The organism is Candidatus Atribacteria bacterium (genome assembly GCA_011056645.1).
GTDB lineage: Bacteria > Atribacterota > Phoenicimicrobiia > Phoenicimicrobiales > Phoenicimicrobiaceae > Sediminicultor > Sediminicultor quartus.
The window spans coordinates 1-13,324 of record DSEL01000153.1 but is presented as its reverse complement, the minus strand read 5'-3'; the positions used below and the strand labels follow the sequence as shown (position 1 = coordinate 13,324).

General features: G+C 34.9%; 11 protein-coding genes. 5 read left to right on the top strand and 6 right to left on the bottom strand.

The window, feature by feature from the left end; genetic code table 11:
• Positions 1–32: 32 nt before the first annotated feature.
• From ENO17_06230 to ENO17_06210, 5 genes are all read right to left on the bottom strand, one after another.
• A complete protein-coding gene (locus tag ENO17_06230; protein HER24626.1) occupies positions 33–3,140 on the bottom strand; it encodes an efflux RND transporter permease subunit in 3,108 nt (1,035 codons plus the stop codon).
• A gap of 2 nt (positions 3,141–3,142) precedes the next feature.
• The gene (locus ENO17_06225) at positions 3,143–4,423 is read right to left on the bottom strand and encodes an efflux RND transporter periplasmic adaptor subunit (protein ID HER24625.1); all 1,281 of its coding nucleotides are present in this window, start codon (positions 4,421–4,423) and stop codon (positions 3,143–3,145) included.
• Positions 4,424–4,553: 130 nt separating this feature from the next.
• A complete protein-coding gene (locus ENO17_06220; GenBank protein ID HER24624.1) occupies positions 4,554–5,867 on the bottom strand; it encodes a TolC family protein in 1,314 nt (437 codons plus the stop codon).
• Positions 5,868–5,899: 32 nt separating this feature from the next.
• On the bottom strand, positions 5,900–6,145 hold the full coding sequence (locus ENO17_06215; protein ID HER24623.1) for a hypothetical protein: 246 nt from the start codon (positions 6,143–6,145) through the stop codon (positions 5,900–5,902).
• Between the two features lie 143 nt (positions 6,146–6,288).
• A complete protein-coding gene (locus ENO17_06210) occupies positions 6,289–6,717 on the bottom strand; it encodes a type II secretion system protein (protein ID HER24622.1) in 429 nt (142 codons plus the stop codon).
• Between the two features lie 287 nt (positions 6,718–7,004).
• On the opposite strand from ENO17_06210, the gene ENO17_06205 reads away from it, so the two are divergent.
• The 3 genes from ENO17_06205 (at position 7,005) to ENO17_06195 (ending at position 9,472) form a co-directional block, all read left to right on the top strand.
• Positions 7,005–7,586: a cysteine hydrolase gene (locus tag ENO17_06205; protein ID HER24621.1), complete on the top strand. Its 582-nt coding sequence runs from the start codon at positions 7,005–7,007 to the stop codon at positions 7,584–7,586.
• Between the two features lie 52 nt (positions 7,587–7,638).
• Positions 7,639–8,337 (top strand): hypothetical protein, encoded by a 699-nt coding sequence (locus ENO17_06200; protein ID HER24620.1) that lies wholly within the window; start codon positions 7,639–7,641, stop codon positions 8,335–8,337.
• Between the two features lie 274 nt (positions 8,338–8,611).
• On the top strand, positions 8,612–9,472 hold the full coding sequence (locus ENO17_06195) for a hypothetical protein (GenBank protein HER24619.1): 861 nt from the start codon (positions 8,612–8,614) through the stop codon (positions 9,470–9,472).
• 25 nt (positions 9,473–9,497) lie between these two features.
• Here ENO17_06195 and ENO17_06190 read toward each other — a convergent pair whose 3' ends face one another.
• Complete coding sequence (locus ENO17_06190) at positions 9,498–12,203, bottom strand: calcium-translocating P-type ATPase, SERCA-type (GenBank protein ID HER24618.1); 2,706 nt, start codon at positions 12,201–12,203, stop codon at positions 9,498–9,500.
• 301 nt (positions 12,204–12,504) lie between these two features.
• Between ENO17_06190 and ENO17_06185 the strand changes: the two genes are divergently transcribed.
• Positions 12,505–12,723, top strand: a complete 219-nt coding sequence (locus ENO17_06185; protein HER24617.1) for a hypothetical protein — start codon at positions 12,505–12,507, stop codon at positions 12,721–12,723.
• A 28-nt stretch (positions 12,724–12,751) separates the two neighbouring features.
• Complete coding sequence (locus ENO17_06180) at positions 12,752–13,006, top strand: hypothetical protein (protein ID HER24616.1); 255 nt, start codon at positions 12,752–12,754, stop codon at positions 13,004–13,006.
• The last annotated feature ends 318 nt before the right edge of the window (positions 13,007–13,324 follow it).

Sequence of the window (13,324 nt, the reverse complement as noted above, 5' to 3'; positions counted from 1 at the left end):
TTCTTGATAATTTTACCCGTAGAATATTTTAACTAGTTTTTTGCTCTCCCTCTTCCGGTTATTTTTTGGCTTAAATCATCCAAAAAAGTATAAAAAATGGGAACAATAATCAATGACAAAAAGGTAGATGAAGTCAAACCTCCGATAATAGTGATCGCCATTGGTGCCCTAAGTTCCGCTCCTTCTCCGATGCCTAATGCCATAGGAACCAGAGCAAGAACCGTGGTAAACATGGTCATTAAAATAGGTCTTAAACGGGTTGTACCTCCTAAAATGATAGCTTCTTTCCTTTCTATCCCTTTTTGTCGAAGTTTATTAATGTAATCGATCAAAACAATACTGTTATTGACCACAATTCCTACCAGCATGATAATACCGATATAAGAAAGTACATTCAAGCTTTTATCGGCTAGTAATAATCCCAAAATAACTCCGATTAGAGAAAAAGGAACGGAAAACATGACTGCAAGGGGCATTAAAAGGGATTCAAACTGAGCAGCAATAATCATATAAACCAGGATAATGGATAAAACCAATGCCAGGCCGAGTTGCAAAAAAGATTCTTGCATTTCCCTATTTTGTCCAACAAATTCATAGTGATAGTCCTCTGGCAGTACTAATTTTTCCAATTGCTTCTGGGCATCCTGGATCACTTTACCTAAAAATCGGTCACTGATATTTCCGGAAACATTCACTATTCGCTGTTGATTTTCACGGTCAATTCCTTTGGGTCCAGAACCTACAATGACCTCTGCAATTTCTTTTAAAGGAATCTGTAATCCGGTATTAGAGCTAATCAGTAGATTTTTTACTTCCTCTATACTATTTCTATCTTCCTCTTCCAATCTAATCCGTATGTCAACTTGTTCTCCTTTTTCCTGATAAATACTGGCAACTCTACCTAAAAGAGCATCATGAACCGTAGAAGCAATATGAACAGTATTTAAGCCATAGAGATTTGCTTTTTCACGATCAATATTCACATGTAACTCCGGACGTACATCTTCTACACTGCTCTCCAGGTCATACACACCTTCTACTTCTTCTAGCGATACCAAAATACGATTGGCAATATTTTCCAATTCATCCAGTGAATCACCGGATATTTTTACTTCTAAATCCGACCCGGAGGAAAATGACATAGATTGTTCCGAAAATTTTATTTTGGCATCAGGGTAAGTACCAATTTTTTCTCTTAACTGGTTAATAATCTGTGCCGTACTTCTATCTCTCTTGTTCTGTTCCACCAGGTTAACCATAATGGTACCGCTGTTGCCGCCTTCGGTACTAAATCCCATTCCACCGGAGCCCTCTCCTGCCGTAGTTAATATGCTTTTCATTTCCGGTATTTCCAAGACAATTTTTTCCACTTTACTGACAACTTCTCTGGTAGTTTCCAGGTTTGTCCCGGTAGGTAAGGTAATGTTGATATTAAATTGTCCCTGGTCACTGGATGGGATGAATTCTGTTCCCACAAAAGGGATTAACATGATTGATCCAGCAAAGATAAGTACAGCTAAAATAAACACCGATCCCCGGTGTCGTAAAGACCAGCTAAGTAATCTACTATATTCTTCTTTCACAAAATTAAAAATTCTTCCACTCTGACTCAGAGAATTTTGAACTATATTTTCTTTAGAAATAGACGAGTTATTATCCTGCACTTTAAAGTGCATAATTTTCGAAGAAAGCATGGGAACAAGGGTTAAGGCCACCAATAAAGAAGTTAAAAGAGAAAAAGTAATGGTATATCCCATGGGTCTAAATAGTTCACTGGCAATTCCCTGAACATATACAATGGGTAAAAATACTGCAATAGTAGTAAAAGTGGAAGCTGAAATTGCCGTACTTACTTCACTTGCACCCAGGCAAGCAGATTCTTTAATACCGGTTCTTGATTCTCTATACCTGAATATATTTTCCAAAACGACAATGGAATTATCTACCATCATGCCGATCCCCAAAGCTAAACCTCCCAGAGTCATCATATTCAAGGTTAAATGAGAAAAATAAAGCAGGGTAAAGGTAAAAATCAAAGAAATAGGTATGGCAAAACCAATAATTAAGGTACTGCCTAAATTACCCAGGAAAAAGAATAGAACAAATACTGCAATAATCGCCCCGTATAAAGCCACCCATCCTACTTGCGATATGGTCTTTTCGATGAAATCAGAAGAATCAAAAACCGGGGTGATAGATATGTCCTCAGGAAGTAATTTTTGGATAGTCTCAAGTTCTTTAAATACCCTTTTGGCTACAGTAACCGTATTTTTACCCGATTCCTTCTGTAAGCTTATCATGATTCCGGGTTTTCCGTTTACATAGGTAATTGAATTTCTTTCCTTAAAGGTATCTTCAACTTTAGCAATATCACCCAAATAAATTTTGTTTCCCCGAATATTAGAGATTAATATTTTTTCGATATCTTGAGTGCTTTCAAATCTCCCCAAAGTCCTGATAAGAAAATTGATGGTACCTTCCTTTAATGTACCCGCCGGTAAGTTAACATTTTCTCCGGCCAAAGCAGCAGTAACTTGACTAAAACTTAACTGGTTGGAACGAAGTTTATCATTATCAATCGAAACCAGTATTTCTCTATCCAGGCCTCCATTAATAGATACGCTGGCAACCTCTTCCATTCTTTCCAGACGGGGTTTGATTATATCTTCTGCATATTTCTGTAATTTTTGTAAATCTCTCTCCTCCGAACCCATTCCCAAAACCAGAATCGGCATCAATGCGGGGTCAAATTTAATGACCATCGGATCACTGGCATCATCAGGAAGAAAGCCCTTGATCTGGTCAATCTTTTCCCGAATATTCATAGCACTGACATCCATATCTGTACCCCAGTTAAACTCCATTAAAACAAGAGAGTTTCCCTCCCGAGAATAAGAGGAAATTTTTTTCACACCTTGAATGGTACCCACCGCTTCTTCCAGGGGAATTGTAATCATATTTTCTATTTCCTGGGGAGCTACTCCCGAATAGGAAACAATAATGGCGGACATCGGAAAGGATAAGTCAGGCAATAAATCCAATCCTAAATTCTGATATGAAATAAGACCTATCAGAATTAATCCGATAAAAAGCATTAAAATGGTAACCGGCCGGCTAACCGAAAAATTAGGTAAATTCAATTCTATTCCTCCTTGTCCAACACTTCTACTTTTAATCCATCTTCCAACTCTTGATTACCAAGAATAACAATTTTTTCTCCCTCTGATAATCCATTCAGAATTTCTATTTTTTCACCTTGAATAATGCCTAAGGTAACTTCTTTTTGTCTGGCAATTCCTTCTTCAATCACGAAAACATATATCCCTTCTTTTTTTCTGGTCAAAGCACTGGAAGGAATGATTAATGCATCCTGATTAGTCTCTACAAGAATATCTCCTCGGGCAAAAACGCCAATGGGAATTGCTACTTTCGGTTCAATTATTTCAATTTTTACCTCTAATGTCTTACTTATTTGATCCACTGCTACACCTTTGGAAACGATTTTCCCCTGGAATTTTTCTTTGGGAAAAGCATCGATTTCAAGATTTACCATTTGGCCTTCTTTTATTTTGGAAATATCTTTCTCTGAAATCCCTACTTTAACAAATATACTGCTTACATCTATAATAGACAATAAAGGGACGGAAGGCGAAACCATTTCACCTGAGCTTACAGAAACAGAAGTCACTTTACCATTAATAGGAGCAGTAATCTGGGTATTTTTCAATTGATACTTTGCCATATCCAATGCGGCTTTAGCCTGTCTTACCTGAGCCTCAATTGATTTTATATCTTCTTCCGCAGCACCTTCTATGATTAATTCATAGCTTTCCTGGGCAGACTGGTACTGAACGCTTGCTATCTCATATTGATTTTTTGCCTGCTCATATTGCTGTTCAGATATAGCTTTTTCAGAAAAAAGTGTTTTCATTCTCAGATAATTTTCCTCTACACTATCCCGATTCATTTTCGCTTGAAGCAGGGCTGACTCTGCCTGTTTAATTTCTTGCGGCCGCGCCCCGGATTTTATTTTATCAGAAGAGGCTTGTATAGAATCCAAGGTCGCCTGAGCTTGGGCCACCTGAATCTTAATTTGCTCATCGCTTAGAATAATGAGTATATCGCCCTTCTTAACTTCTTCACCTTCTTTAACTTTTACTACTTTTGCCTGTCCCATAATCTCAGAAGTTACCCTGACTGTTTCATTCGCTTCCACTACACCGGTAACTTTTAAAAAAGAATTAACTTCACCTTTTTCTACTAGCGCAGTTCTTACCGGAATAATAACTTCTTGTTTTTCTTGTGATTTTGAAACATCTTCCTGCTGTCTTTCGCTCAATCTATTGGTGATTCTAAATGCCAATAAACCGATAATAACCATAACTAAAAAGATAAAAAACAGTTTTCTTTTCTTAATTTTCATAAAATATTTCCTCTTTCTTCTAATTAAGTTTCTTTTTTATTTTAGTAACTCATGATCCTTAAAAATGCTTATCATAAAATAAGGTAATAATAAACAATAACCAGGGGTTATCTTTACATATTTCTTTTGGTCAGCTACCTGCTCCCATTGCTTTAATTAAGGCAGAGCGATTGATATTATAATCATAAAGAGCATTTAAAAAGTTTGTCTCAGCTTCAATAAGGGTACTTTGGGCATCAATCACTTCTGTATTTGTTGCAATACCTTCATTATATTTTACCTGGGCAATTCGAAAGCTTTCCTGCGAATTTTGTATGCCTTCTTCGGCTACCTTAATTAATTTTTCAGCTTCTTTCATATTTAAATAAGCAGAACGTACTTCAAACTCAACTAATTGCCTCACTTGCTTTTCACTTTGGGCTACCTGAGCAAGTTTTATCTCCGCTTGTTCAATTTTGGCTTTGTTAACACCACCATCCAATAGAGAATATTCTGCTACGATCATAGCCTGCCAGCCGGTTATTCCCGACTCAGCATTGAATACTACCTGGGGTTTTCTATTGCTTTTGGCTACATCAACCATTTCTTCCATTATTCTTTTTTGTTGGGCAATATTCATGATTTCGGATCGATTCTCTCCAGCCTGAACTAAAGCATCTTCTAGCTTAATTGCGCAGGGCTCGTAGGATAGATTATTCTCCAATAGCCATTTTGCATTTAGATCAATACCCATAATAGAATTAATATTATACATAGCCAACTCATAACTATTTTCTGCCTTGATCAGATTGTGTTCGAGATTGGATAATTGTGATTTAATTTGATTCAAATCTATCGGAGCAATCATTCCTTCTTGTAACAGTGCTTCTGATGTTTCCAAATGAGCTTGCATCTGCTTGACTGCCTGAGCGCTGACTCTTTTTATTCCTTCGGTTTGCAGAACTTGGTAATAAGCCTCTGTAACTTTATAAATAATTGCTTGTTTTTCTTTCTCCAGGTCGTTCAAAGAAATTTGCTTATTGGCCTCTGCCTGATCAATGAGTGATTTTATTTTTCCACCGCTATATATAATTTTCGACGCGCTAATAGAAATAACCGGGGCTAACGGAGCAAGATCAAAAAGATTGCTGTAATCTCCTGCCGCAACATCTTCTTCGTCAAGGGTTTCGCTCATCTGAAGGATGCCGCCTTTTAATTTCATATTCAGTTTCTTTGCTCCTTCGACCTCTTTCACTTGAGCCTGACTTACATCTACCGTCGATTCAGCTATTTTAAAACCTATATTGTTTTCCAAAGCAATTTGAATACTCTCTTGCAAATTTAAATTAATTGGGGAGGAAGCTGCAAAGACAACTAAAGGACTTACCATTAAAAATATTACTCCCAAGAGAAGGGTAAAAAATGCTCTCCTTGAAAAATGGCTTTTTTGCAATTTCATTTTCATCACTCCTTGTTTTCTTTATTTTTCAACTGTTTTTATACTTTCGTACTAGTGGTATTTCCACCAAATAATTGTTCCGTCAATTTTTTAAACTTCTCCTGCCTTTCAATAAATGACTGAGTTTTTAACACCACAAAACCTTCCTGATGAAGGCCGGAAAGGATAACTAATTGTTCTTCGGGAGCAATTGAAAGTTCTTTTCGTAATTTTGCGGGAATAATAATTTGACCTTTTTTCCCTACAGTAACCGTAGTAAAATATAAATCAGAATGATTATGCATTTTTTTCTCCTTTTTTTCTGAATTGTTCTACTTATCGGATATTTAGTATTTTTCATACTTGTGGTATTAATATCACAATCGATACTTCTTGTCAATGATAATTATTACTTTTAAGATAGAGACGGATATGTTTATCTATTATATTATTTTTCTACTGTAAGTACACCAAGAAGTAAGCCATCAGCTCCATATCCTTGAATATAAAAAGTGTTTTCCAGTAAGGTAATCTGAATTTCACCAGGGGTATCAGCCATCTCCGGAAACCATTCTGAGGTATTCATCATCTCTTCATTATAAGGATTCTGCAAACCGGCATTTTGAGCCAGTTCTACAGCCTCATTACGATTGATATCTCCATCAGCAAGCGCTGCCTGTAATAAGCTTTGAATGGTTTCAGCATTAGCTTGCACTAGAGTGTCTTTAGCCTTTTCCTGAAAAATGGTATTTTCTGTCTTTCCTTGCTGGTAGCCAGTATTACCGGAATAGAATCTTAACCCGATCAAGGCAGATAATCCGATAAGTGTGGCTACTATTAATAATGAAATTAAGGTAAAGCCCTTTTTATTTTTCATCGGCAACTCCTCCTCAGATTTTTTCCTGTTTAGTAAAATTTAGATGCAAAAATAAACTTTAATTTCGTTTTCTCTTGAAAATGAATTCTTCATTCATTCTTTCCAAATTTTTGTATTATAGAGCCCCTTAAGAAAAATACCCGATTGGGATAGCTCAGGAAAGGTCTTTTTTCTTGTATTAAAGTTAGTATTAAAATAGAAGGTGATTATTGCCTTTATTTATATTATAATATAATTCAAAGATGAATTAAACAATTATCATAATATTATCACTAAAGGAGATAATAATGAAAAATATTGCTCTATTAGTCATAGACGCTCAAAAGGTTTATTCTTTAAATCATTCTAGATTAAAAGTAAATAATAGTGAAAGTGTAATCAAAAACATTAATAAAATAATCAAATATTTTGAAAATAAAAATTTACCTATAGTTTATATTAGACATTTACATAATCCGGATGGCTCAGATGCCGGTAGAATGTACGATTTTAACGGAAAAACAAGCAAAATAGGGTTTAGAAAAGGATCATTAGAAGCAGAATACATCGATGATCTCATTATAATTAAGAACGCACCTGAAATTATTAAAAATCGATATAATTCTTTTCTTAATACCAACTTAGCTGATCTTTTAAATAAATTAAAGGTCAACCAAGTGGTTATCGTAGGGTTCATGACTAACTTTTGTTGTGAATCTACCGCTCGAGAAGCCCATGACCGAGATTATTATGTTGATTTTATTATCGATGCTACCGGTACACCAAATCTAGGCATGTTAGATCAAGCGCAGATTAAATTAGCCTCGGCACAGACCCTTTCTGCAGGGTATGCCCGTATTTTAAAGACCGAGGAATTTCTAAAAAAATAAAAACTACGGTTTGGATATTTGTAAAAGTAAGGTATTTTAAGGAGAACTGACTATGAAATTTAAAATATACAATGAAGTGTTTAAAAAATTACCAAACTTATATTTTGGTATTATCGTAGGGAAGCAGATTAATAATCAGCAAAGCACTCTCGAAATATATAACCTAATGAAAAAAGAAATGAGCAACCTCAAGAATAATCTTGCGGGGATAAATTTAAAAGAATATCCAGAGATCCTCCTCTATCGAGATGCTTTTACTCAGCTAAATCTTAACCCCAATAAATTTTTGAGTTCAGTGGAAGCGATGGTAAAAAGAATCTCCAAGGGTAATGTTTTACCTTCCATAAATCCTGTGGTAGATTTGGTAAATTATATTTCTTTAAAATATATACTACCCATGGGGGCACATGACATAGATGCTTTAGAAGGAGAAATTGCGGTAAGATTTTCCAAAAAGGGAGATACTTTTATCCCTTTAGGAGAAGAGGGAGCGGAAATTTTAGATAACGGAGAATTAGTCTACGCCGATGCGAAAAGAATCAGAACCAGAAGATGGATTTGGAGACAATCAAATATTGGTAAGATTGATGAAGATTCAAAAAATATCTTTTTTCCTATCGATGGATTCCAAACTAATAAAGAAAAGGTGATGAAAGCAACAGAAGAATTGGAAATATTGCTGAAAAAATATTTTAACTGTCAAACTAAAAAAAACTTTATTGATAGAAATCAAAAAGAAATGGAAATATGAAGATTAATCTTTTAGCACAGAGAAAACACATAAAGAAAGATTGCTTGTTGGTCATGCCCCTCTCGCCTCCCTTTTTTCAGCTCACCTGACTATGATAATTAATATATCTACATTGTCGGACATATTAGAAAGAGCTGTATTGAATAATTTTATGATATTGCAATACCTCAATTTATTGCCAAACATAGCGTTTCGATATTTTACTTCATTATGATAAAATATTTATAATAGGGTTTTTAATTTATTTTTACTTTAAAAAGAAAGGGGGATAGAAATGGAAAACTTAAGAATTTACCACAGACCGCGATTAAAAAATCCAATCATGGTTATGGGTTTTTCGGGTTGGATGGATGGAGGAAATGTCTCCACTGGCACTATCCAATATTTAAGATTTAAACTACATTTCAACAGATTTGCTGAGATAGACGCTCAGAGATTTTATCTTTTTAATTTTCCCGGAGCAATGTATGAGGCAGCTCAATTCAGACCTAACACCAAAATTCAAGATGGTTTAATTATAGACTTTCAATATCCTCAAAATGAATTTTTCTATGAGGAAAAGAATAATTTGATCTTATTTTCCGGTAAAGAGCCGAATCTTAACTGGAACGAATATGCTAATTGTATCTTTAAAATAGCTGAAGCATTTGGAGTAAAAAAAATATATTTCGTAGGAAGCGTTGCTGGACCAACTCCTCACACCCGAGGAATAAGGATATCCGCTTCTGTATCTGATATAAAGCAAAAAGCAGAACTCAAAGAGATGGGAATTAGATGGACTAATTATCAGGGTCCGTCAAGCTTTACTACTTTACTGACCAAGCTTTCTCCCCAGAAAGGGATAGAAATGACTACTTTCGTTGCAGAAATACCAGTTTATATCCAAACCCGAAATCCCAAAGCGATAAAGGCAATTACCGAGAAGCTGGTGCAGATATTGAAAATAGATCTTGACTTGAACGATTTGGTGATAAAGAGTATTTATTTTGAAAAAAAGATAGATGAATTGCTTCACAATCAACCTTTGCTGGCTGCCCAGATAAAAAAGTTAGAGGAAAATTATGACAAAGAATTTTTTGAAGAAAAAGGTGGGTTTGAAGAATGGCTTAAACAACATGGGATTGATAAATTATAGTAATAATGAGGGTAAATGAATTCGTTTATTTTTTATAAGTGAGCTTCATTAGCTTAAGAAGTTCAACATATAATATCGGAGATAAAGATAAAATAATAATAATCCAGCATTGATTTAAAGTTAAGGGAACTGTTTTAAAAATAAATTGCACGGGAGCTATTGAAATTACGATAAATTGTAAGAAACCGGAAATAACAATAGCCATAATTAAATAAAGATTACTAAATAAACCTATTTTAAAAATAGAAAATTTTTCAGAGCGAGAGTTTAGTGATTGAGACAATTGAGAAAAGCTAAGGGTAGCAAAGGCCATCGTTCTGGCAATATCCAGGGAATAAAAGCTAATACCTAGGTAAAAAGCACCTAAGGTGAGAAATCCGATAAAAATACCTTGAGAAAAGATATTAAAACCCATTTTACCCGAAAATATTCCTTTATTCGGGTCGCGAGGCGGTCTTCTCATAATGTCTTCTTCTGTAGGTTCTAAACCCAAGGCAAGAGCAGGCAAACCATCGGTAATCAAATTCACCCAGAGTATTTGAATAGGAATTAATGGACTAGGTAATCCCACTAAAATAGCACCAGATATGGCAATTATTTCGCCTAGATTACAGGAAACCAAATAATGGATGAATTTTTTAATATTCTGATAAATCTTTCGTCCTTCTTCAACAGCACTTACTATAGAAGCAAAATTATCATCGGTTAGGATCATATCGGAGGCTTCTTTGCTAACATCTGTTCCGGTAATGCCCATGGCAATCCCGATATTCGATTCCTTTAGGGCTGGTGCATCATTTACTCCATCACCGGTCATGGCTACTATTTGTTTATTCTTCTGTAAAGCACTTACAATACGACATTTATGACGTGGGGATACCCGGGCAAAGATGGTGGTATTTCCCACTGCCTTTTCTAATTCAGATTGAGACATTTTTTCTAAATCATTCCCGGTGATTACTCCATCTCCTAAACGGTAAATACCCAATTCGGTCGCTATTGCTTTTGCAGTAAGAGAATAATCTCCCGTAATCATAATCGGATGTATGCCGGCTCTAAGACAGGTTTTTACTGATTCAATAGCCTCTTTACGAGGCGGATCAATCATAGCTGTTAATCCTAAAAAGATTAGTTCACTTTCAGTATCTTTTATTTCATTAATTCTAGGGGAATTTTCTATTTTCTTAATATCCACTAATTTATAAGCCACAGCTAAAACCCGTAATGCTTCCTGTGCCAATTCTCTATTCTGAGATAAAACCTTATTTTTTATGGATTCTCCCATCTCTTTTGTCTTACCATTTTTCTGATAATATTTACAACCATCTAACACTTGATCGGGAGCTCCCTTTACAAAAACAATTTGGTTTCCATCGGTTGTCTGATGAATAGTGGACATTTGTTTACGATCTGAATCAAAGGGAAATTCATTCACTCGAGGATAATCTTCTTCCAATTTTTTCTTATTATAACCAGCTTTTGCGGCGGTTACTACCAGAGCACCTTCGGTAGGATCACCAATAATTTCCCACTGATCATTATCAATATTCTTTTGTAGTTCGGCGTTATTACAGAGAGCTGCTCCTTTTAATAATAAGGACAGATCCGGATCTGTTTGAGGAAGAATTTCTTGCTCGGTTTGATAAAATTTCCCATCCGGCAGATAACCTTCTCCTTCTACTTCGATATTTTTCTCCGGAAGAATTAATTTTCTTATTGTCATTTGATTCTGAGTTAAAGTCCCGGTTTTATCAGAGCAAATAACCGTCGTTGCGCCTAAGGTTTCTACCGCCGGTAAACGCCTGACAATAACGTGTTTTTTTATCATTCTTTGTACTCCAAGTGCTAACACAATCGTTACCACTGCAGGCAACCCTTCCGGTACGGCGGCAACAGCCAGAGAAATTCCCACAAGAAACATCTCAAAGAATTCAATACCGCGTAAATAACCTAACAAAACTACAAATGCCACTACCATCAAGATAATTAAACCTAGTTTTTTACCAACTTGGTTTAATTTTTTTTGTAGTGGAGTTTCTTCTTGTTTTTGTTCTTCTAACATTTTTGCAATCTGACCCATCTCTGTTTTCATCCCTGTATTTACTACAATCCCTCTACCCCTTCCGGAGATAACTGAAGTCCCCATAAAAGCCAGATTATTCTGATCACCAATAGAAAGACCTTCTTTATCTATTAAGTCACTTTTTTTCTCAACAGGTACTGATTCGCCGGTTAGGATAGCCTCTTGTATTTTAAAGTTAGTTACCCAGGTAAGGCGAAGGTCAGCGGGTATGTGGTCACCAGATTCCAAAAGAACAATATCACCCGGCACTAATTGAGCAGCTTTAATCTTTACCTGTTTTCCATTTCTTATTACCAAAGCATTTGGTGTGGTCAGTTTCTTTAATGCTGCTAATGACTTCTCTGCTTTATACTCCTGGACTACCCCTAGAGTGGCATTTAAAATTAAGATGATGGTAATAACAATAGCATCACTAACTTCCCCTAAAATAAATGATACTAAAGCGGAAATAAGTAAAATAAGCACTAGAACATCTTTAAATTGACCCAAAAACATATCCCATAGAGTGCGGCCTTTCTTTTCCTCTAATTGATTGAGCCCTATCTCATCCAATCGCTTTTCTACTTCAGCTGAGGACAACCCTGTTTTTAAATCAGTTTTATTATATTTAACAATCTCGTCAATAGACTGCTGATAAGTTTTTTTCATTTACTTTTTCCACTTGCCCTATATATTGAATTCAAAAAAATGCTTTATCCTGATCACATTAAAAGGTATTACTTTGGTTAATTCCTATTAGCAATATGTTAATACCCTGTACAGCTTCTTAACTTGAGTTTCTTTATATAAAATCACCTCATTTTATTATAAGAGAATAAACTAACTATGTCAATCGAACTATCTCCCTATCTTATTTTTTTATCATCATTATTTATGATATAATGATTGACATCACAGCTTTTTTTGTGTATATTAAATAATAAATACTGTAACTATTAGGAGGTATTATATGAAAGGTGAAACGAAAGAACAACGCTTTAAGCGGGTGGCTGAAAGAAGAGTTAGAAGAGTTCTGGACAGTTTTCGAGGTTTATCCCAATGTTCCAATAAACGAATGTACAACTGGGATGAAAAACAATTAAGGAAAATGTGGGATGCCATTAACCAGGCATTTAAAGGCTGTCAGGATAGTTATAAAAGCGCAGAACCTGAAGAATTTAAGTTATAAAATCGTGGAGGATGAAGAAATTATGGGAATGTATTTATATAAACAAATATCTTATTCTTTTGAGAAAAATAATTATGAGATTAAAGTGTTTTATGATGACAACAGCATTAATGTCCTTGCTTTTAAAAATGATTATCCTGCCAATGGATTTAGACATCAAATAAAGATCTCTAAAAATCTGGTGATGGAAAAAATATTGCAACAAAAGATCATTGACGAATTTATCGAAATAGGTAAAAAAGATATTTCGGAAAAAAGATGGGAAAGATTGGGGAGAACTTAGGCGTACCGATTAAGAAGAAGCATTCTTTATACCTGGTGTCCAACTTATTAAGGGTACCCTTAGCGAGAATAAAAAGTCTTTCTGATAATTTTAATATTTTTCTGGCATACTCTGATATACTAAGAATAACCATAATTTAAAAATTGTATAGTATGTCCTGGACAACGCACAAGAGAAATTTGCTTTAAAAATATAGAAAATATATAATGTAAAATAAAAGAGTTCTTTAAGTCTTTAAAAACAAAATGAAAGATTTGAAAAGGTGCAACATTCTACAATTATAAAGTGGAAATTATTTAGAAGTTTATAGTAAAAAAT

What these genes read in the sequence shown, in the direction of transcription:
- ENO17_06210 (HER24622.1), bottom strand. Translation starts at nt 6,717, where the DNA reads ATGAAAAATAAAAAGGGCTTTACCTTAATTTCATTATTAATAGTAGCC.
- ENO17_06185 (HER24617.1), top strand. Translation starts at nt 12,505, where the DNA reads ATGAAAGGTGAAACGAAAGAACAACGCTTTAAGCGGGTGGCTGAAAGA.
- ENO17_06195 (HER24619.1), top strand. Translation starts at nt 8,612, where the DNA reads ATGGAAAACTTAAGAATTTACCACAGACCGCGATTAAAAAATCCAATC.
- ENO17_06215 (HER24623.1), bottom strand. Translation starts at nt 6,145, where the DNA reads ATGCATAATCATTCTGATTTATATTTTACTACGGTTACTGTAGGGAAA.
- ENO17_06190 (HER24618.1), bottom strand. Translation starts at nt 12,203, where the DNA reads ATGAAAAAAACTTATCAGCAGTCTATTGACGAGATTGTTAAATATAAT.
- ENO17_06220 (HER24624.1), bottom strand. Translation starts at nt 5,867, where the DNA reads ATGAAAATGAAATTGCAAAAAAGCCATTTTTCAAGGAGAGCATTTTTT.
- ENO17_06180 (HER24616.1), top strand. Translation starts at nt 12,752, where the DNA reads ATGTATTTATATAAACAAATATCTTATTCTTTTGAGAAAAATAATTAT.
- ENO17_06200 (HER24620.1), top strand. Translation starts at nt 7,639, where the DNA reads ATGAAATTTAAAATATACAATGAAGTGTTTAAAAAATTACCAAACTTA.
- ENO17_06205 (HER24621.1), top strand. Translation starts at nt 7,005, where the DNA reads ATGAAAAATATTGCTCTATTAGTCATAGACGCTCAAAAGGTTTATTCT.
- ENO17_06225 (HER24625.1), bottom strand. Translation starts at nt 4,423, where the DNA reads ATGAAAATTAAGAAAAGAAAACTGTTTTTTATCTTTTTAGTTATGGTT.